The 19,400-nt window shown below is 65.0% G+C and carries 19 protein-coding genes and 1 tRNA gene; 11 read left to right on the top strand and 9 right to left on the bottom strand.

Going from position 1 to position 19,400, the window contains the following annotated elements:
• From ACK4FK_RS04910 to ACK4FK_RS04900, 3 genes are all read right to left on the bottom strand, one after another.
• The coding region (locus tag ACK4FK_RS04910) for a Cache 3/Cache 2 fusion domain-containing protein (RefSeq protein WP_409741920.1) at nucleotides 1-1,627 on the bottom strand (1,627 nt) is incomplete at its 3' end.
• A 202-nt stretch (nucleotides 1,628-1,829) separates the two neighbouring features.
• Nucleotides 1,830-2,054, bottom strand: coding sequence for a hypothetical protein (locus ACK4FK_RS04905; protein WP_409741917.1), 225 nt, complete (start codon nucleotides 2,052-2,054; stop codon nucleotides 1,830-1,832).
• Nucleotides 2,055-2,403: 349 nt separating this feature from the next.
• Nucleotides 2,404-2,478 (bottom strand) — tRNA-Val (locus tag ACK4FK_RS04900).
• Nucleotides 2,479-2,652: 174 nt separating this feature from the next.
• On the opposite strand from ACK4FK_RS04900, the gene ACK4FK_RS04895 reads away from it, so the two are divergent.
• The gene (locus ACK4FK_RS04895) at nucleotides 2,653-3,570 is read left to right on the top strand and encodes an N-formylglutamate amidohydrolase (RefSeq protein WP_409741914.1); all 918 of its coding nucleotides are present in this window, start codon (nucleotides 2,653-2,655) and stop codon (nucleotides 3,568-3,570) included.
• A gap of 4 nt (nucleotides 3,571-3,574) precedes the next feature.
• Nucleotides 3,575-3,937 (top strand): c-type cytochrome, encoded by a 363-nt coding sequence (locus ACK4FK_RS04890; protein ID WP_409741911.1) that lies wholly within the window; start codon nucleotides 3,575-3,577, stop codon nucleotides 3,935-3,937.
• A 221-nt stretch (nucleotides 3,938-4,158) separates the two neighbouring features.
• Here ACK4FK_RS04890 and ACK4FK_RS04885 read toward each other — a convergent pair whose 3' ends face one another.
• Complete coding sequence (locus tag ACK4FK_RS04885) at nucleotides 4,159-4,638, bottom strand: Lrp/AsnC family transcriptional regulator (RefSeq protein WP_409741908.1); 480 nt, start codon at nucleotides 4,636-4,638, stop codon at nucleotides 4,159-4,161.
• A gap of 137 nt (nucleotides 4,639-4,775) precedes the next feature.
• Between ACK4FK_RS04885 and phhA the strand changes: the two genes are divergently transcribed.
• Complete coding sequence (gene phhA, locus ACK4FK_RS04880) at nucleotides 4,776-5,648, top strand: phenylalanine 4-monooxygenase (protein WP_409741906.1); 873 nt, start codon at nucleotides 4,776-4,778, stop codon at nucleotides 5,646-5,648.
• Between the two features lie 52 nt (nucleotides 5,649-5,700).
• Here phhA and ACK4FK_RS04875 read toward each other — a convergent pair whose 3' ends face one another.
• Together ACK4FK_RS04875 and ACK4FK_RS04870 are read right to left on the bottom strand one after the other, a co-directional pair.
• Nucleotides 5,701-6,075, bottom strand: a complete 375-nt coding sequence (locus tag ACK4FK_RS04875; protein WP_409741903.1) for a DUF6481 family protein — start codon at nucleotides 6,073-6,075, stop codon at nucleotides 5,701-5,703.
• 583 nt (nucleotides 6,076-6,658) lie between these two features.
• On the bottom strand, nucleotides 6,659-7,279 hold the full coding sequence (locus tag ACK4FK_RS04870; RefSeq protein WP_409741900.1) for a glutathione S-transferase family protein: 621 nt from the start codon (nucleotides 7,277-7,279) through the stop codon (nucleotides 6,659-6,661).
• A 72-nt stretch (nucleotides 7,280-7,351) separates the two neighbouring features.
• Between ACK4FK_RS04870 and ACK4FK_RS04865 the strand changes: the two genes are divergently transcribed.
• The 3 genes from ACK4FK_RS04865 to queG are packed head-to-tail and all read left to right on the top strand — an operon-like array spanning nucleotide 7,352 to nucleotide 9,523.
• Nucleotides 7,352-8,020, top strand: coding sequence for a glutathione S-transferase family protein (locus ACK4FK_RS04865; RefSeq protein ID WP_409741898.1), 669 nt, complete (start codon nucleotides 7,352-7,354; stop codon nucleotides 8,018-8,020).
• A gap of 32 nt (nucleotides 8,021-8,052) precedes the next feature.
• The gene (locus tag ACK4FK_RS04860; RefSeq protein ID WP_409741895.1) at nucleotides 8,053-8,406 is read left to right on the top strand and encodes a RidA family protein; all 354 of its coding nucleotides are present in this window, start codon (nucleotides 8,053-8,055) and stop codon (nucleotides 8,404-8,406) included.
• A gap of 4 nt (nucleotides 8,407-8,410) precedes the next feature.
• Entirely contained in the window at nucleotides 8,411-9,523 is a 1,113-nt protein-coding gene (queG, locus tag ACK4FK_RS04855) for a tRNA epoxyqueuosine(34) reductase QueG (protein ID WP_409741892.1), read from the top strand.
• A 2-nt stretch (nucleotides 9,524-9,525) separates the two neighbouring features.
• Here the strand turns inward: queG and ACK4FK_RS04850 are convergent, their stop codons facing one another.
• Nucleotides 9,526-10,281 (bottom strand): tetratricopeptide repeat protein, encoded by a 756-nt coding sequence (locus ACK4FK_RS04850; RefSeq protein WP_409741889.1) that lies wholly within the window; start codon nucleotides 10,279-10,281, stop codon nucleotides 9,526-9,528.
• A 93-nt stretch (nucleotides 10,282-10,374) separates the two neighbouring features.
• Between ACK4FK_RS04850 and ACK4FK_RS04845 the strand changes: the two genes are divergently transcribed.
• Nucleotides 10,375-11,238: an SDR family oxidoreductase gene (locus ACK4FK_RS04845; RefSeq protein WP_409741886.1), complete on the top strand. Its 864-nt coding sequence runs from the start codon at nucleotides 10,375-10,377 to the stop codon at nucleotides 11,236-11,238.
• A 160-nt stretch (nucleotides 11,239-11,398) separates the two neighbouring features.
• Complete coding sequence (locus ACK4FK_RS04840; protein ID WP_409741883.1) at nucleotides 11,399-13,285, top strand: methyl-accepting chemotaxis protein; 1,887 nt, start codon at nucleotides 11,399-11,401, stop codon at nucleotides 13,283-13,285.
• Here the strand turns inward: ACK4FK_RS04840 and ACK4FK_RS04835 are convergent.
• The gene (locus tag ACK4FK_RS04835) at nucleotides 13,282-14,040 is read right to left on the bottom strand and encodes an alpha/beta hydrolase (RefSeq protein ID WP_409741880.1); all 759 of its coding nucleotides are present in this window, start codon (nucleotides 14,038-14,040) and stop codon (nucleotides 13,282-13,284) included. The genes ACK4FK_RS04840 and ACK4FK_RS04835 overlap by 4 nt on opposite strands.
• Nucleotides 14,041-14,045: 5 nt before the next feature.
• The gene (locus ACK4FK_RS04830; RefSeq protein WP_409741878.1) at nucleotides 14,046-15,344 is read right to left on the bottom strand and encodes a DUF2927 domain-containing protein; all 1,299 of its coding nucleotides are present in this window, start codon (nucleotides 15,342-15,344) and stop codon (nucleotides 14,046-14,048) included.
• A gap of 181 nt (nucleotides 15,345-15,525) precedes the next feature.
• On the opposite strand from ACK4FK_RS04830, the gene ACK4FK_RS04825 reads away from it, so the two are divergent.
• From ACK4FK_RS04825 to infC, 3 genes are all read left to right on the top strand, one after another.
• Nucleotides 15,526-16,662, top strand: coding sequence for a glycosyltransferase family 4 protein (locus ACK4FK_RS04825; RefSeq protein ID WP_409741875.1), 1,137 nt, complete (start codon nucleotides 15,526-15,528; stop codon nucleotides 16,660-16,662).
• Nucleotides 16,663-16,747: 85 nt separating this feature from the next.
• Complete coding sequence (gene thrS, locus ACK4FK_RS04820; protein ID WP_409741872.1) at nucleotides 16,748-18,736, top strand: threonine--tRNA ligase; 1,989 nt, start codon at nucleotides 16,748-16,750, stop codon at nucleotides 18,734-18,736.
• A 59-nt stretch (nucleotides 18,737-18,795) separates the two neighbouring features.
• Nucleotides 18,796-19,338 (top strand): translation initiation factor IF-3, encoded by a 543-nt coding sequence (infC, locus tag ACK4FK_RS04815; protein ID WP_409741933.1) that lies wholly within the window; start codon nucleotides 18,796-18,798, stop codon nucleotides 19,336-19,338.
• Nucleotides 19,339-19,400 lie beyond the last annotated feature (62 nt).

Here is a 19,400-nt window from a genome sequence, read left to right as displayed (position 1 = left end):
CGGCATTCTGCTTCACCGTCGTGGTGATCTCGTGCATCGAGGCCGCCGTCTCCTCGATCGAGGCCGCCTGGCTCTCCGTCCGCTGCGCCAGGTCCTGGCTGCCGGTCGAGATCTCGGCCGAAGCATCGCGCACCAGCCGCGCGCTTTCGGCCAGGCGCTGGGCGAAATCGCGCATGCGCTCGGCCATGGCATCGGCGCCGCTCTTCAGTTGCCCGAAGATGCCGGGATACTGCCTGTCGGAGCGATGGCTGAGGTCGCCGGCCGCCACCGCGCGGATGCCGTCCGCGATTTCGCCGGTCATCGCCTGGCATTTATCCGACATGGTATTGATCGCCTCGCCCAGGGACTTGATGAAGCCGCTGCGTTTCGACGTGTCGATGCGTTCGGCAAAACCCTTGTCGCTGGCGCTCTCGATCATCGCCACCAGTTCGTTGCCGATGCGCACATCCTCGGTGCGGTCGGCCCATTCCACCACCGTGCCGACGCGGGTGCCGCGGCGGTTGACGGCCGGATTCGCGGTCAGATCGAAAATGCGGCCGCCCACGGTGATGCGCGCCCGGTGCGTGTCCTTCAGGGCGGCCAGCATCGTCTGCTGATGCGCGGGGTTCTTGTGGAAGATGTCGATATTCTTGCCGATCAGGTTCTGGGCATCGAAATGCGGCAGATCCTTGGGAATGTCTTCCTGCGCCAGCGTCAGGGTCTTCAGCACGGCGGCATTGCAATAGACAATCACGTTGTTCTCGTCGGCGATCATCACGTTCGCCGACACGTTTTCCAGGCCGCTTTCGGCGCGGGCAGCCGTCACCGAGGTCTGCTTCAGCCTTTCCACCGCGCGCGCCAGGCTGCCGATCTCGTCGCCGCGCGTCTGATAGTCGATCTGCGCGGAGGTGTCGTATTCGGCCAGGCGCCCGGTGGCCTCGGTCAGGCGCGGCAAGGGACGCATCAGAATGCGCGTCACCAGCACGGCGATGGCGATGCCGACGACCATGGCGATCCCGGCCGCGATCAGGATTTCCATGGCCAGCAGGTTGCTGAAAGCGTCGATGCGGGATTTCAGCACGCCGGCATAGAGGATGCCGATCACCTTGCCGGCCGGATCATGCACGGGGTGATAGACGGTGTAGTAGGGCTTGCCCAGAATCACCGCCTCGCCGAGATAGGTGCGGCCGGCCACCAGCGGCGCATAGGCGGCGCTGGCCTTGCCCAGCGGCGTGCCCACGGCACGCACCCCGTCATCGCGCTTGATGTTGGTGGTCTTGCGGAAGAAATCCTGCTCGGCTTCCTGCCAGCGGAACAAAGTGGCGGTTTCGCCGGTGACGCTGCCGATCTCGTCGATCATCGTATGGTCGGCGAAATCGGGAATCTCCTTCATCGTTACGCGGCCGACGCGGCCCTGGGCGTCGATCTCGAATGTGGTGTCGGGGAAGGTCTTGCGCAGCAGCACCGCCAGGGTGCGCAGGCTGTTGTTCTGCCGGTCGATCACCTGGTTGGCGACTTCGCTGCGGATTTCCCAGATCGCGCCGCCGCCCACGGCGGCGGCAGTCAGTGCGATCAGGACGGCAAAGACCAGTACGAGTTTGGTGACCAGGGAAAGCCGGGCCAGACGGAAGGGAGGGGCAACGGACATGCGGGCATCTCCAACACGCTGTTTCAACCAACCGTATGGAGACGCTACCAGAACTCGGCGTATAGCGAATAGATTTTTCTACCTCTATAGGCAGTACACCAATTATTCATCCCGCAGCGGGTGGGGCTCCGCAGCCCTGAGCCTGCAGCCGCAGGCCTACAACCAGGGCTTTCCAGTCCGGATCCGCAGTCGTGGATCGCGATCAGTTATCGAGGCGGGTGTATTTTCCGCTCAGCGCAAGGGCCTGCAGAGTGATCAGGCGTTCCTCGCCGCCGGGTTCCAGTTTGCGGATCGCGGCATGCTCGGGCAGGTTCGGCAGGGCGACGATCCGCTCCACACGCCAGCGCGGCTGTGCCGCGCGCGGCAGGAAACGCGAGCATTCGACGAAAACGGTGCCGACCGGAATCGTGGCGGTTTCCACAGTCATGCGCCAGCCCCCCGGCCATGGGCCGATCCGCGGATCACTGGATGACACATCCTGGACGCCATGCCTGATCTGGACGCCATGCCTGATTGCCCTCCATTCGTCTGGGCCGCAGGCTGCGTTGGCCTGCGGGCCAAACCGGAACACACGCCATTATGCTGCCGGCCTGGATGATGCTGCCTGCCAGGGCCGGCGCGGAAACAGGACTGATCGTGGCGATATTATGCTTAATTATGTCTGAATAAAAAAGCTGGTTTTCCGGCTTTTTTCGGCGAAAGAATCCGAGTCGAATTCGCGCAGGGGCTGCTGACCATACGAAAAAGTGGTGTCGGGCGGGGCGTCCGCAGGCGCGTGGTGGGCGGTACAAGGATCGAACTTGTGACCCCTACCATGTCAAGGTAGTGCTCTACCGCTGAGCTAACCGCCCGTTCGCGCCGGCCCGAAGCGCCGGGCAGGGCCGGGCCGCAGGGTCCGGTGGTCGACCGGACCGGCTGGCTTTTAAACATTGATGCGCCGGTTGGCAAGCCCTCCCCCCTGCCCCATAGTCTGTGCGGCGGTTCGGCCCGTCGTCCCCGTATCCGCGTCCCCCTCAGGTCCGTTCATGACAAGCAGTGCCAGTCTGAAACCCCGCCAGTTCCTGCCCGACCCGGAATTCCCGGCCGATCCGCCGATCCGCGTCACCCGGCCATCCGGCAGCCGTTCGGCCCTGGTGCTCTCCTCGCCCCATTCCGGCGACATCTATCCGGCCAGTTTCCAGGGCGCCAGCCAGCTCGATCCGCTTACCCTGCGCCGCTCGGAAGACGCCTTCATCCACGAGCTTTATGCCGCCGGCCCGGTCCTGGGCGCGCCTTTGCTCGAAGCCCTGTTCCCACGCGCCTATTGCGACCCCAACCGCGCCGCCTATGAACTCGATCCCGGCATGTTCGACGCGCCGCTGCCGCCGCATGTGGTGACCGATTCCACCAAGATCGGCGCCGGGCTGGGCACGATTGCCCGCGTGGTGGCCGGCGGGCTGGAGATCTACAAGGGCAAGCTTCCCTTCGCCGAGGCCGAGCGCCGCGTCGAAACCTGCTGGCGGCCCTATCACGACGCCATTCAGTCCCTGCTGAACGAGGCGCTGGCGCAGCACGGCGTCGCCCTGCTGCTCGACTGCCATTCGATGCCGTCCGTGGGCGGCAGCAACCAGCCCGATGCGGGCCAGCGCCGCGCCGACATGGTGATCGGCGATTTCCATGGCGCATCCTGCGCGCCGCATCTGGTGGATCGCGTCGAGGACTACCTGAAATCCTGCGGCTTCAGCACCACGCGCAACAAGCCCTATGCCGGCGGCTACATCACCCAGTATTACAGCCGCCGCGACCGCGGCATCCACACGCTGCAGCTCGAGATCAACCGCGACCTCTATATGGACGAGACGCGCATCGAAAAGGCCGGAGGGTTCAACCGCGTGCAGAGCGCCATGACGGGTCTGGTCGAATTGCTGATCGCCTCTGCCAGCCCGGATTTCCTGAAGGAATGACGCCATGACAGCGCAACGCCTCGCATCCCTGCTGGCCATCGCGCTGTTCGCCACCTGCAGCCAGACGATCCCGCTCGATACGGCGCGTGCTTCTGATACCGCCAGGGGGGCGCAGGCCGCCGAGGTGGGCGATGCCGCGCGGGGCCGCGTGCTGACCGAGCGCTGGTGCGCGTCCTGCCATGGCACGGCCTCGCGGGGCAGCGATGCGGCGCCGTCCCTGCCACGGCTGATGCGCGGCCGTCCCAATGACGAAGCCCGCCTGCGCGCCTGGCTCGCCGCGCCGCACCCGCCCATGCGCGGCATCGAACTGTCGCGCCAGCAGACCGAGGATATCGTCGCCTGGCTGCGGCAGCTCAGCCGGGAATAGACCCGCCAAAATACGGCCGTCATGGCCGGGCCATGACCAGAGATATAAACCGTCATGCCCGGCCTTGTGCCGGGCATCCACGAGTTTTTTACAGCAATTCGTGGATGCTCGGGCCAAGCCCGAGCATGACGGGATGACTATTGCATCAGCGCTGAGGAACTGCGGCCCGGATAGTGTAGTCGGGGCTTACTTCAAAATAGTAGCTGCCGCCTGTCCGGGCGCTAGTCCGCCGCCTGCTCCAGCGGCAGCGCCGTGGTCTGCTTGATCCGGTGCAGCACGATGCTCGATCGCACGCTGCGCATGCCCGGCACGCGCAGCAGGCGCTGGCTCAGGAAATCGGCAAAGGCTTTCAGGTCGGGTGCCACGATGCGCAGCACGAAATCCGCCTCGCCGGTCACCGACCAGCATTCCAGGATCTCCGGACAGGCCAGCACAGTCTGCTCGAAGCCCTGTACGATGCCCTCGGCATGGCGTTCCAGCGATACCGCCGTGAAGGCCTGCACGGTCAGGCCCACCGCCTCGGGCCGCAGCAGGGCGGCATAGCGCTCCACCACCCCCTCCTGCTCCAGGCGGGCAAGGCGCCGGCTGATCTGGCTGGCGCTCAGGCCCACCGCATCGGCCAGGGCGGCATTGGGCGCGCGGCCATCCTGCTGCAGGGCGGCCAGCAGGCGCAGGTCGAAAACGTCCAGATCCGGCCGCATGCACGGTTTCTCCTTTTTTTGTGAGAATATGAGATTTTCATGCATTAAGCGACTGAAATGCGCGTCATGTTGCGGGGTTTTTGCGCAGCATTCGCCATATCCTTGCTAGAACACGAATACGGCAGAGGGAGGCCGTCATGGCCGTGCAGGAACATCTGGCCGATCTGGAGATCGCCGCCGATTACACCCATGCCCAGCCGCTGCAGCGCTATACGGCGGAAGATCATGCCGTGTGGCGCACCCTCTTTGCGCGCCAGGCCGGCCTGCTGCCCGGCCGGGCCTGTCCGGAATTCCTCGATGGCCTGAAAGGCCTGGGTGTCGCCTCGGATGGCGTGCCGGATTTCGAACGCCTGTCCGATGTGCTGGAACGCGCCACCGGCTGGCGCATCGTCTGCGTGCCGGGCCTGGTGCCGGACGAGATCTTCTTTGGCCATCTGGCGCGGCGCCGCTTCCCGGTCACCTGGTGGATCCGCCGGGCCGACCAGCTCGACTACATCCAGGAACCCGATGCCTTCCACGACATCTACGGCCATGTGCCGCTGCTGATGAACCCGGTCTTCGCCGATTACATGCAGGCCTATGGCGAAGGCGGGCTGAAGGCGGCGGGGCTGAACGCGCTGCACCGGCTGGCGCGGCTCTACTGGTACACCGTGGAATTCGGCCTGATCGAAACGGCGGACGGACCGCGCATCTATGGCGCGGGGATTCTGTCGTCCAAGGGCGAAAGCGTTTTCTGCCTCGATTCAGCGGCACCAAATCGTGTGCGTTTCGATCTGCTGCGGCTGATGCGCACGCGCTACCGCATCGACACCTATCAGAAGACCTATTTCGTGATCCGCAGCTTCGAGGAGCTGTTCGAGGCGACGAAACCGGATTTCACGCCGCTTTACGCAGCGCTGGAAACGCAGCCCGATCTGGGCGCCGGCGATCTCGATGCGAAAGACATGGTGCTCACGCGCGGCACGCTGGATGCGCGCGAAGGCGGCTGGGGCGGGTCTGCGGATGTGTGATCTGTAAGGCGTGGATGGCCGGCACAAAGCCGGCCATGACGATCCTCAGGTCTTACTTCCGGCGCGCCTTGCGGGCGGCATAGCGCGCGTCGCGCGCCGCCTTCAGTTCGGCTTCGGATTTCACCTTCACATTGGCCTTGGCGGCGCGGGCGGCTTCCTGGGCTTCTGCTTCGGCCCGGGCGGCGGCTTCGGCGGCGGCCTTGGCGGCCTCGCGTTCGGCGGCCTTGCGCTCTGCCTCGGCCAGCTTCGCGGCCTTACGTTCGGCCTCGGCGGCCTCGCGGCGGCGGCTGGCTTCCAGCCTTGCCGCCTGGCGGGCGGCGAAATCGGGGTCGTTGGCGGGGTTCAGCGCCCGCGCCTTGTCGAGCAGGGCCTGACGGGCCGCCGCTGCCGTGCCGAGCCGTTCGGCAAAGCCGTCCTTATCCTTCATGAATCACCTTGTCTTTGTGGAAAAGCCGGCTGCTCGCGGATCGCTCCGGGCCCGGGTGGGCATAGGCGCAGATGGCTGCGGATTTGTCCAGCCGGGGCGCCGGCCGGCGATTGGGGATCAGGTCAGGCCGGCTTGACCCGGCCGGCCATTCGTACTATATATGTTCTCATTTACGAGCAGCCGCCTTCCGGTTAACCGAACCGGTAGTGTGTAGCGAATTATGTCCAAAAAGGCCCGTCTGGACGGCAGAACGGGGGTCATAAGCATGGAACTCGACAGAAACCGGCATAATCCGGCCGAAAATCTGCCGATTCAGCCCCAAAAATGCCCGGGACTGCCCGTTTCTGGCATTTTTTGTCCGGTTTTACCGTCCCGGAAGCCGGAAAACGGTCCCGATAAGCAGTGATACGTGGCGATAAGCGGCGATACGCCAAACGAACCGAAACGAACCCGAACGAACCCGAACGAGCACCCGCGGACCGAAACGAACCCGAACGAACCCGAACGAACCCGAACGAGCACCCGCGGACCGAAACGAACCCAAACGAACCGGAATGAACCCAAACGGGCTGCTCCGGTCATTTCACTGCATCGGCACCATCACATGCCGGGCAAAGCCGGGTCGGGCGCTCAGGCGGGCATGCCAGGCGGCCAGGTGCGGCAGGTCGGGGCGGGTGATGGGGAAACCCAGCCAGCGCTGCACATGGCAGCCCAGCGGGATATCGCCCATGGTCAGCCGCTCGCCGCCGATAAAGGGCTGCGCCGCCAGATGGGCATCGACCCGGCCCCAGAGTTCGGCCAGCCGGGTTTCGGCGGCGGCCATGGCGTTCAGGTCGGCGTTCACCGGGTCGCGCACGAAGCCCCAGAACAGCACGCGCATCGGCTCGCCGAGCGTGGTCGGCACCCAGTCCATCCAGCGGTCGGCCGCCGAGCGCGCCACCGGGTCCTCGGGCCAGAGCGTGCCGGCGCCGTAGCGGGCCGCCAGATAGCGCACGATCGCGTTGCTTTCCCAGTGCAGGCTGCCGTCGCCGTCCTGCAGGGTCGGCACCAGGCCGTTGGGATTCAGGGCGCGGTAGTCGGACGAATCGAGGCCGCCGAACGGGCCGCCCAGCGGCACATGCGCGTAGGGCAGACCCAGCTCGTCCAGTGCCCACAGCACCTTCTGCACGTTCACCGAACTGCCGCGGCCCCAGAGTTTCAGCATGCGATTGATGCCCCTGTAATTTTCCGGCGTGAATCTTTTTCGTCCGTGTGAATACGACTAAACTCCGCCCCCATGCGCAAGCTGTACCATCTGTGGCTGTCGCCCCAGTCCCGCAAAGTCCGCGTCCTGCTCCGCGAGAAGGGGCTCGAATTCGACCTCGAAGTCGAGAAGGTATGGGAGCGCCGGCCGGAATTCCTCGCCATGGATCCCACGGGCGAGGGCCCCGTGCTGGTCGAGCATGACGGCCGCGTGCTGGCCGAGAGCCAGGCGATCTGCGAATACCTCGACGAGGTCTATCCCAACAAGATGCTGATCGGCTTCGATCCGCCCGGCCGCGCCGAGACGCGCCGGCTGGTCTCGTGGTGGGACCACAAATTCGGCCGCGAGGTGTCCGAGCCGCTGGTGTTCGAGAAGGTGATGAAACGCTTCCTCGGCATGGGCCATCCCGAATCCGCCGTGATCCGCATCGCGCATGCCAACCTGAAGATCCATCTCGACTACATCGGCTGGCTGACCGAGCGGCGCAACTGGCTGGCCGGCGAGGATTTCAGCCTGGCCGACATCGCCGCCGCCGCGCACTTAAGCTGCGTCGATTATCTGGGCGACATCCCGTGGGAGGATTACCCCGCCGCCAAGGACTGGTATGCCCGCGTGAAATCGCGCCCCAGTTTCCGCCCGCTGCTGGCCGATCACATTCCCGGCCTGCCGCCGCCGAAGCATTATGCCGATCTGGATTTCTGAACTCTTCATCAACACCAACAGGAGCATCCCCCATGTCCATCCGCCGCATCGATGTCGGCCCCCGCATGAGCCAGGCCGTGGTGCATGGCAAGACCGTGTATCTCGCCGGCCAGGTCGCCGCCGACCCGAAGGCCGATGTCACCGGCCAGACTGAGCAGATCCTGGCCCAGATCGACAAGCTGCTGGCCCAGGCCGGCACCGACAAGACGCGCATCCTTTCGGCCAATGTCTGGCTCGCAGACATCAAGACCTTTGCCGACATGAACAAGGCCTGGGATGCCTGGGTGGCCAAGGGCAACACGCCGGCCCGCGCCACCACCGAGGCCAAGCTGGCCGCGCCGGAATACAGGGTCGAGATCGCCTGCATCGCCGCCCTGCCGGACTGATGGCATGAGCGCCAGAGACCGCATCCGGGCGCGCGCTCTGGCCGAAGGATTCGATGCGGTCGGCTTCACCAGCACCGACCGCATCGGCCCGGAGCTTGCCGAAAAACTCGATGCCTTCATGGCGCTGAAACGCCATGGCGAGATGGCCTGGCTGGAAGAGAAGGCCGAGCGCCGCCGCCATCCGAACGCGCTGTGGCCCGAGGCAAAAAGCATCGTCGCGCTGGGGCTGAATTACGGTCCCGACAACAATCCCCTCGATGTGCTGGCGCAGCGCGACCGCGCCGCCATCTCGGTCTATGCCCAGGGCCGCGACTACCATCTGGTGGTGAAGAAAAAGCTCAAAAGCCTGGCCGGCTGGATGCATCGCGAATGGGGCGACGCGGTCAAGGTGTTCGTCGACACCGCGCCGCTGATGGAAAAGCCGCTGAGTGCTGCGGCCGGCATCGGCTGGCAGGGCAAGCACACCAACCTGGTGTCGCGCGACTTCGGCTCCTGGCTGTTCCTCGGCATCATCCTCACCACGCTGGAGATCGAAGCCGACGAGGCCGAGGCCGATCATTGCGGCTCCTGTTCCAACTGCCTCGATGTCTGCCCCACCAGGGCGTTTCCCGCGCCCTACCAGCTCGATGCGCGGCGCTGCATCTCCTATCTCACCATCGAATACGGCGGCATCATCCCGCATGAATTCCGCAAGCCCATGGGCAACCGCATCTATGGCTGCGATGACTGCCTGGCGGTCTGTCCATGGAACAAGTTCGCATCCGCCGCGCGCGAGGCCACGCTGCGGGCCAGGCCGGAACTGACCGCGCCATTGCTGCTGGAACTGGCCAGGCTGGATGACGAGGCCTTTCGCGAGCGTTTCAGCACCAATCCGGTGAAGCGCATCGGCCGCGACCGTTTCGTACGCAATGTCTGCATCGCGCTGGGCAACAGCGGCGACGTGGCGGCGATCCCGGTACTGGAGGCACTAAGCGCCGATCCGGCGGCGCCGGTGCGCGCCCATGCCGTCTGGGCGCTGAAGCAACTGATGCCGGCGGACGCGTTCATGCGCTTCGCGGCGCCGCGGGAAAAGGCCGAGTCCGATCCGGCGGTCCGCGCCGAGTTCAGTCGGCCCTGAAGTCAGTCGGGCTTGACGTCCATTCTTTCGATATACAAGCCGGCCGAGACGGCGGCGGCGGTTTCGGGCGCGATCAGGCGCACCTGGATCAGGTCGGCGCGCGCATTCTTCGTATCGCCGGCTTCCAGCCGCAGGATGCCGCGTTCCAGCAGGGCCTCGGGCAGGCGCGGGTTGAGGGCCAGCGCGGTTTCGGCATCCTCCAGCGCGCCTTTCGGATCGCCGGTCTGCCGCCGCGCCGAAGCGCGCAGGGCCAGCGCATCCTCGCGCGTGGGATCCAGCCCCAGCACGCGGTCGAGATCGGTGCGCGCCGCCAGATAGTCGCCGAGCGCGGCATGGCTGAGCGCGCGGTCTATCAGCAGGTCGGGCGTGTCCGGCACGGCCTTCAGTGCGATATCCAGCAGCTGCTTCGCCCGCTGCGGCAACTCGGCCAGCAGCCAGGCATTGGCCGCCTGGTCGAGCAGCGCGACGGTCAGGTGCGGCGCCTGTTTCTCGGCGAGCGGCAGCAACTGTTCGATGCGGTCGGCGGCGTCGGCGTAATGCTTCATCTCCACCAGCGCCAGCGCGGCGCAATGGGCCGCCGGCAGGCCGCCGCCGGTCGCCTGCCAGAGCTGGGCCTGGGCGAAGCCTTCCTCGGGATTGCGCCGCGTCAGCGCCAGGCAATCCTCGTAGGCGGCATCCTCCAGCACGCGCGATTGCGGCTGGGGCTGCGCCCCGGCGAATCCTGAGGCCGCCAGCATCAGGGCACTGGCGCCCAGCATTGCGCATACTATCTTGGCAGGCATCGTCATGGCGCCGGAGAGTGGCCGGCCGGCATGGCAAAAGCAAGGCATCGGGCGGATGGCGGGGTATCAATGAGCGTATTGTTCTGTTTCGGTCTGGGGTTCAGCGCAAAAGTCCTGGCGGCGGAATTGAAGGCGCGGGGCTGGGGCATCGTCGGCACCAGCCGCAGCCTGGAGAAGGCGGCCGCTCTTGCGGCGCTGGGGTATGACAGCCATGTCTTCGACGGTACGGCGCCGCTGAGCGATCCATCCGTGCTGGGACCCGCCACGCATATCCTGATCTCGGTGCCGGCGGAGGAACAGGCCGACGCCGTGCTGCGCTGGCATGCCGCCGATATCGCGAAACTGAAGAACCTCAAATGGCTTGGTTATCTCTCCACCACCGGCGTCTATGGCGACCGCGGCGGCGACTGGGTGGACGAGCAGAGCGAGCTGCGGCCGACGCAGGGGCGCAGCCAGCGCCGCGCCGAAGCCGAGGCCGGCTGGCTGAAGCTGCAGGGCGAGCATGGCGTGCCGGTGCATGTGTTCCGGCTGGCCGGCATCTACGGGCCGGGCCGCAACCAGCTTGAAGGCGTGAAACGCGGCACGGCGCACCGCATCGTCAAGCCGGGGCAGGTCTTCTGCCGCATCCATGTGGAGGATATCGCGCAGGTGCTGCAGGCCTCGATAGCAAAGCCCAATCCCGGCGCGATCTACAATCTCGCCGACGACGAGCCGGCGCCGCCGCAGGATGTGGTGCAATATGCCGCCGAACTGCTCGGCCTGCCGGTGCCGCCGGATATTCCCTTCGATCAGGCGCGGCTCTCGCCCATGCAGGCGAGCTTCTATGCCGACAGCCGCCGCGTGCGCAACGACCGCATCAAAAGCGAACTTGGCGTGCGGCTGAAATATCCGACCTATCGCGAAGGTTTGATGTCTTTGGCCAGGCACCTATAAATACAACGCACACAGATTATTCGGCTGATTGAAGTTCAACATTTGCACCTGAGAATTCATTGTTACCAGGGAGAAACTGAAATATTACCGTAAGACAGGGCTGATTAGTAAAACCGCCTACACCATTCAACGATAACTACTCAAAAAAAGAGCGGCGCCTATGTCCATCCGTCTACGCCTGTCTTTGAGCCTAGCGGCTCTCCTTCTAACCATCGTCGTCATCGCCGGTAGCGGGTTGTATGCGCTGCGCGAAAACGAGAAGGCGCTGGCAAGCATCTACGCCGACCGCGTCGTGCCGTTGCGTGATCTGAAAATCATCTCCGATGCCTACGCCGTGCAGATTGTCGACCTGTCGCACAAGATGCGTGCCAAGACCACCACGCCGCAAGCAGGCATTGCGGACATTCGCAAGGCCCAGGCGCTGATCGAGGAAAAATGGCGTGCGTACACGACCACCAAGCTGACGCCGGAAGAGGCAAAGCTGGTCGAGAAGGTTCAGTCCCTGTTCGCGCCGGCCAACCGCAGTATTGTCAAGCTACTGGACATTACCACCCGCAATGATGCCGGTGCGCTGGTTACCTTTGTCGAGACGGAACTGTATCCGACAATCGACCCCGTCACAGAAGGCATCAGCGATTTGATCAATGTACAGTTGGTGGCGGCACAAACTGAATATGACCGCGCCGAGGCCGCCTATCACGAATTTCTGCAAGTCATGATCGGTCTGCTGGTCGCAGCCATGGCGGCTGTTGCCTTTGCTCTCTGGATCACCTTCGCCAAAGTGTCAAATCCGCTGAAGCATATGACTGGCGCCATGACCCTGCTGGCTGACGGCGATCTGAATGCACAGATTCCGGCAGTTAGCGGGCAGGACGAGATCGCCGAGATGGGCCGAGCCCTGTCTGTATTCAAGGAAAACATGGTTGCCAGGGAAAAGGCCGAGGCAGATATCGCGCGGCAGCGCGAGGAGTCGGAAAAACGTCGGCTTGAACGCGAAGCGCGTGAGAAAGCTGCAGGCGAGGAGATCGCAGCGCTGGTCAATAAGGTGGCGCAGGGCGATCTGTCGGGCCGCATCAATGAAGGCGGCAAGGAAGGCTTCTTCCTCGCCACCAGCCAGGAGCTGAACCGCTTGACGGCGACCTTGCAGACCATGGCTAGGGAAATGGCCGATACCATGGAGGCCATGGCGGCCGGCGATCTCACCAAAACGGTGCATGGCGACTACCGCGGGGTGTTTGGCCAGCTGAAAAACAGCGCCAATGGCATGGCTGCCCGCCTGCGCGATTTCGCCACGCAGTTGGTGCAAACGGCAACCACGGTTCACAGCGCGGCCGGCGAAATCTCGACGGGCAGCCAGGATCTGGCCCAGCGCACGGAATCGCAGGCCGCCTCGATCGAGGAAACGGCAGCCTCGATGCACGAGATCACCGCTACGGTGAAGCAGAATGCCGACAATGCCCAGGCCGCCAACCAGCTGGCGGTGGCAGCCCGCGACAGCGCCCAGAAGGGTGGCAGCGTGGTTGGCGATGCCGTCGCCGCCGTGACGCAGATCGAGGAGAGCGCGCGCAAGATTTCCGACATCGTGTCGCTGATCGACGAGATCGCCTTCCAGACCAACCTGCTGGCGCTGAATGCCTCGGTCGAGGCGGCACGCGCCGGCGAGGCGGGCAAGGGCTTTGCGGTGGTGGCGCAGGAGGTGCGCGCGCTTGCCCAGCGCAGCGCCAATGCCAGCAAGGACATCAAGGCGCTGATCACCGAAAGCAATGCCCAGGTCAAGACCGGCGCAACCCTGGTGAACCAGACCGGCGCGTCGCTGACCGAGATCGTGACTGCAATCAAGAAGGTCACCGATATCGTGGCCGAGATCGCCGCGGCGAGCCGCGAGCAGGCGACGGGACTGGAGCAGATCAATACGGCCGTCGGCCAGATGGACGAGATGACCCAGCGCAATGCCGCTCTGGTGGAGGAGACCACGGCGGCGGCACAGTCATTGACCCAGCAGGCTCAGCGCCTGTCGGAGATGGTCGGGTTTTTCAAGACCCGCTAGATTATAAGGCTCCACACCGTCTCGACCAGCAGGTCCAGGTCCTGCGGCCGGGAGAGGCGGTGGTCGCCGTCCTTGAGCAGGATCAGGCGGGTGTCATCGCCGCGGAAGGCCTCGATGGTCTTCACTGCATGCTGGTATGGCACATCGGGATCCTGCATGCCCTGCAGGATGCGCACCGGCCTGTCGAAGGCGATGCCGGCTTTCAGGATGCAATGTTCCCGGCCCTCGGTGATGAGCTTCAGCGTGTATTCATAGGGCTGCTCGGAATATTGCGACGGTTCGCGCAAGATACCGTCGCGGAGCAGAACCGCGCGCTGCGCGTCGCCCATCTGCGCCCACATCAGGTCTTCGGTGAAATCCAGTGCCGGGGCGATCAGCACCAGTCCGGCGACTTTCTCCGGCAGCGCCAGCGCCGCCAGCGTGGCGAGCCAGCCGCCCATGCTTGAGCCCACCACGATCTGCGGGCCCGGTCCGCAGATCTCGCGCAGCACCGCCAGCGTGTCGTCCTTCCAGCGTCCGATGCTGCCATCGAGGAATTTGCCGTCCGACTGGCCATGGCCAAAATAGTCGAAGCGCACGAAGCCGGTGCCGCGTTCGCGCGCCGCCGCCTCCAGCGCCATCGCCTTGCTGCCTGTCATGTCGGAGCGGAAGCCGCCGCAGAACAGCAGGCCGGGCCCATTCGTTCCCCTGGCCGGCGTGGCGCAATAGGCGAGGCGGGTGCCATCGGGGCGGCCGAGGAACTGAATCTCTGTCATGGCGCCTATTTAGCGCCTTGCCCCGCGGGTTTCCATGCTTCGATGCGCCGGGCGGCATCCTGCTGGGCCGCGGCATCCAGCATGGGCAGCAGCTTCTGCCGGTTCTGCTCGGCAACCGCCAGGTTCCCGCGCGCCGCCAGCGTGAACCACATCAGGGCCTCGATCTTGTCCTCGGCCACGCCCTTGCCGTCGCGCAGCAGCACGGCGAGATTGTTCTGCGAGGACGCATGCCCGGCCTCGGCATTCAGCCGGTAGATCGCCGCGGCGCGCGCCTCGTCCTTGGGCACGAACCAGCCGAAGGCCAGGGCATAGGCCAGGTCGAAGCGCTGGGCCGGATCTGCCTGCCCGGCCGCGCGCTCCAGCAGCGCTGCCATGCGATGGCGGTCCTTCGGCATGCCGTGACCGTGCCGCGCCGCCTCGGCCAGATGCAACATGGCCCTGACATTGCCGGCCGCCGCCGCCTTTTCCAGATCGGTCACGGCATTGGCGATCACGGCGGCCGCGTCGGTTTTCGGCGGCGCGGCCGGGTTCAGTGCGCGCCGCTTTTCCTCGATGATCCCGTCGGCCGCCAGCAGGGCGGGCAGGCGGGACATGCCGGCCTTGATGCGCGGATCATAGAGCGTGCGCAGCAGCACCTCGTCGGGCTCGGTCAGGTCGAAGACAAAGGCGACCGTGTAGTAACTCAGCACCGAATGCAGCTTGTGGGGATGGTTGAGCAGGCCGAAGCCATGCAGCACCTCATGCACAATGCACCGTTCGACATCGCGGGACGACAGGTTGATCCGCAACTTGGCGGAGATCATCTTGCCGCTGCGGTAGTCATAGATCGGCCGCATGTAGCAGCCGGCCTTGCGGCCGTTGGCCATCACAAACACGTCGACATCGCCGAACACGATGGTGTAGTTCGCCGGATCGTAGGCCGTGGCCTCGCGCACCTCGAGGCCGGCGATGGCCGCCTGCTTCTGCAGCGCCTTCACGGCGTAGTCGCGCATGGCCGGCTTGTGCGTCATGCCATCCAGCCGATAGACGATCGGCTTGTCCCATTTCACGATCATGCCGGTCGGAATGTAGGTGCCGCCGTAACCGACATCTTCGCGGCTGGCCCAAAGCGCTGCGGCGTCGAAGCCGCGCAGGATGTCCTCATGGGAGGGGTTCTTGCCGGTGGTCTGTGCCATGGCCGGGCCAGACGCCAGCAGCCAGCCGGCTGCCATCCATGCGGCCATCATCCGCCGCACGTCAGCCGCCGATACGCGGGCCATTATGGCGACCGACAGATCGGCCAGTATGCCGGATTGTTTCCCCATGCCCCCGCCCCCTCCTGCCTATCTCTCTCCTGACATGCCGGCCTCTCTTGCCATGCCGGCGGCTTTGCGCTACCCCGCAGGCGCGGCCTATACTGGCCAGCCTCCCACCCTGCCGGCCTTCATGCCCGATACTCAAATTTCTACCCTAGAGACACACGCTTCGGGAAGACCACCCGCAATATTGCAGGTTCTGCCGGCCCTGGTCACTGGCGGGGTCGAACGCGGCACGGTGGATACGGCCAAGGCGCTCGCCCAGGCCGGCTGGGTTTCCTACGTCGCCTCGGCCGGCGGGCCGATGGTGCGCGAGCTGGAGCGGGCCGGGGCGAAACATTTCACCCTGCCGCTGGCCAGCAAGAATCCCCTGGTCATGCGCCGCAATGCCGACCGGCTGGAGGAGTTGATCAAGACCCTGCCGGTGGACCTGGTGCATGTACGCTCGCGTGCGCCGGCCTGGTCGGCCCGCACGGCGGCGCAACGCTGCGGCGTGCCTTTCGTCACCACCTTCCACAACGCCTATAAATCGCATAACTGGTTTCGCAAGCTGTGGGCCGGGCCGATGGCCAAGGGCGACATGGTGGTGGCGATTTCCGATTTCGTCGCCGATTATGCCAACAAGGCCTTCGGCGTGCCGCGCAACCGCCTGACGGTGATTCCGCGCGGCACCGATCTCAGCAAATTCGATCCTGGCCGCATCTATCCCGACCGCATCGCCAACCTGGCGCAGCAATGGCGGCTGGTCGACGGCCTGCCGGTGATCCTGCTGCCGGGGCGGCTGACGCGCTGGAAGGGCCATCTCGTGCTGCTGCGCGCATTGAGCCTGCTGGCCAAAAAGCACGGCAAGCAGGATTTCATTGCCGTGCTGTCGGGCGATCACCAGGGCCGCGAAACCTACCGCGCCGAACTCGAAGGCCTGATCGTGCAGCTCGGGCTGGATCGCAGCGTGCGGTTGCCCGGCGACTGCAAGGACATGCCGGCGGCCTACATGCTGGCCGATGTGGTGGTTTCGGCCTCCACCTTTCCCGAAGGCTTCGGCCGCGTCGCCGTCGAGGCGCAGGCGATGGGCAAGCCGGTGATCGCGACCGACCATGGCGGCGCGCGCGAAACCGTGCTGCCGGGTGAAACCGGCTGGCTGGTGCCGCCGAACGATCCAAAAGCGCTGGCCGAAGCGCTGGAGGAGGCATTGACGCTGACGCCCGAACGCCGCGTGGCGATTGCCGACCGCGCCCGCCGCCACGTGATGGAGCATTTCACCGTGGATGCCATGTGCGCGGCCTACATCAAGGTCTACACCAGGCTGCTGTTCCCCGAGCAGGGCTGAAAATCCGCCGTTCCGCCGGCGCGGGGCCGGCTTGACAGGGGGGCCGGGCCGGCTAGGCTGCGCCCCCTTGGAGGTCCGTTAACCCATGTCCCAATCCGCTGCCAATCCTGCCGAAATCCGCGTCACGCTGCCCGATGGCAGCGTACGAACTTACGCGGCCGGCAGCACCGGGGCGGATGTGGCGGCCAGCATCGGCGCCGGCTTGGCCAAGGCGGCGCTGGCGATCCGGCTGGATGGCGCGCTGCGCGACCTGAAGACCCCGATCACCCGGGATGCCCGGCTCGAAATCGTCACCATGAAGGACAAAAACGAGGCCGAGCTGCTGGAACTGATCCGCCATGACGGCGCCCATGTGATGGCCCAGGCGGTGCAGGAACTCTATCCCGGCACGCAGATCACCTTCGGTCCCGCCACCGAGGACGGTTTTTATTACGACTTCGTGCGCGACGAGCCCTTCACGCCCGACGATTTCGCCAGGATCGAGCAGCGCATGGCCGAGATCGTGAAGCAGGACCTGCCGATCCAGCGCGAAGAATGGGCGCCGGAAAAGGCGGTCGAGTATTTCAAGTCGATCGGCGAGACCTACAAGGCCGAGTGGGTGGCCGAAATCGCCAAGCGCGGCGAGGCGATCTCGATCTACCGCCAGGGCGATGCCTGGCTCGACCTGTGCATGGGGCCGCATCTGCCCTCCACCGGCAAGCTGCCCACGGCCTTCAAGATCATGAAGGTGTCGGGCGCCTACTGGCGCGGCGATGCCAAGAACCGCCAGCTCCAGCGTGTCTATGCCACCGCCTGGCGGGATGCGAAGGAACTGGACGCCTATCTCAAGCGCCTGGAAGAGGCCGAGAAGCGCGACCACCGCCGGCTGGGCAAGGAAATGGGCCTGTTCCACCAGCAGGAAGAAGCCGCCGGAATGGTGTTCTGGCATCCGAAGGGCTGGACGCTGTACCGCACGCTGGAACGCTATATGCGCCACCGGCTGGAAAAGGCGAAATACGTCGAGGTGAAGACGCCCCAGCTCGTCGACCGCAAGCTGTGGGAGGCGTCCGGCCACTGGGAGAAGTTCCGCGAGAACATGTATCTGGCGGAGAACGAGCAGGGCATCCGCGATTACGGCAGCGACCCGGACGAGCGCGTCTTTGCGCTGAAACCGATGAACTGCCCCTGCCACGTGCAGATCTTCAACCAGGGCCTCAAGAGCTATCGCGACCTGCCGCTGCGCATGGCCGAATTCGGCTCCTGCCACCGCTTCGAGCCGGGCGGTGCGCTGCACGGCATCATGCGCGTGCGCAACTTCACCCAGGACGATGCGCATATCTTCTGCACGGAAGACCAGATCATCTCGGAGAGCAAGGAATTCTGCGAGCTGCTCAAGAGCATCTACCATGACATGGGCTTCACCGACATCCGGGTGAAATTCTCCGACCGCCCGGACAAGCGCGCCGGCTCGGACGCCACCTGGGACAAGGCGGAAAACGCCCTGAAGGAAGCCTGCGTCGCCGCCGCCCTGGACTACACGCTCAATCCCGGCGAAGGCGCTTTCTATGGCCCGAAGCTGGAATTCGTGCTGCGCGACACCATCGGCCGCGACTGGCAATGCGGTACCCTGCAGGTGGATTTCGTGCTGCCCGAGCGGCTGGATGCCGACTATATCGGCGCCGATGGCCAGCGCCATCGTCCGGTGATGCTGCATCGCGCGATCCTGGGCAGCTTCGAGCGCTTCATCGGCATCCTGCTGGAGCATTATGCCGGCCGCCTGCCGCTGTGGATGGCGCCGATCCAGGCCGTGGTGGCGCCGATCGTTTCCGATTGCGATGCCTATGCGCAGAGCGTGGCCGACCGGCTCGATGCCGCCGGCCTGCGCGTCGATACCGACCTGCGCAACGAGAAGATCAATTACAAGATCCGCGAGCTCAGCTTGGCCAAGGTGCCGGTCATCCTGGTGGTCGGCAAAAAGGAGGCGGAGCAGAATACCGTCACCCTGCGCCGCCTCGGTTCCGAGCAGCAGGAAACCATTGCTTTGGCCGACGCGATTGCTAGATTGGCGGCCGAGGCGCGGATGCCCTCGGCTTGATTTTGAGCCGGCTCCGTCCTAACTCACTGATTATGTTGCAACTACTTTAGGAGCGCGTCATAGCCCGTCCCCCGTTTAATGCCCCGCCGGCGCCCAAAAGCGACGGTCCGCGGGTGAATTTCGAGATCGACGTCCCCCAGGTTCGTCTGATCGACGCCGTCGGCGAAAATCGCGGTGTCGTCCCCATCCGAGAAGCTCTGCGCATCGCCGAAGAGGCCGGACTCGACCTGGTCGAGATTTCGCCCACGGCCCAGCCGCCCGTCGCCAAGGTCCTCGATTACGGCAAGTACAAGTACGAGGAGCAGAAAAAGGCAGCCGAGGCGCGCAAGAAGCAGAAGGTCATCGAGATCAAGGAAATCAAGCTGCGCCCGATGATCGACACGCATGATTATGACGTGAAGATGCGGGCGATGGTGCGGTTCCTGGAGGAAGGCGACAAGGTGAAGGTCACCCTGCGCTTCCGCGGCCGCGAGATGGCGCACCAGGAGCTGGGCATGAAGCTGCTCGACCGCGTGCGCGAGGATCTCGGCGACAAGGCCAAGATGGAGCAGACGCCCAAGATGGAAGGGCGCCAGATGACCATGGTGATGGCGCCCAAATAATCGGGACGCGAATGATGGCGCCGGCTTAACCGTCGGCGCCATTTCTGTATCTGCGACCAGAA

The organism is Ferrovibrio sp. (genome assembly GCF_046297895.1).
In the GTDB taxonomy this organism is placed as follows: Bacteria; Pseudomonadota; Alphaproteobacteria; order Ferrovibrionales; family Ferrovibrionaceae; genus Ferrovibrio.
Note: the sequence above shows the minus strand (reverse complement) of the source record. Positions and strands in the feature narration are given on the sequence as shown.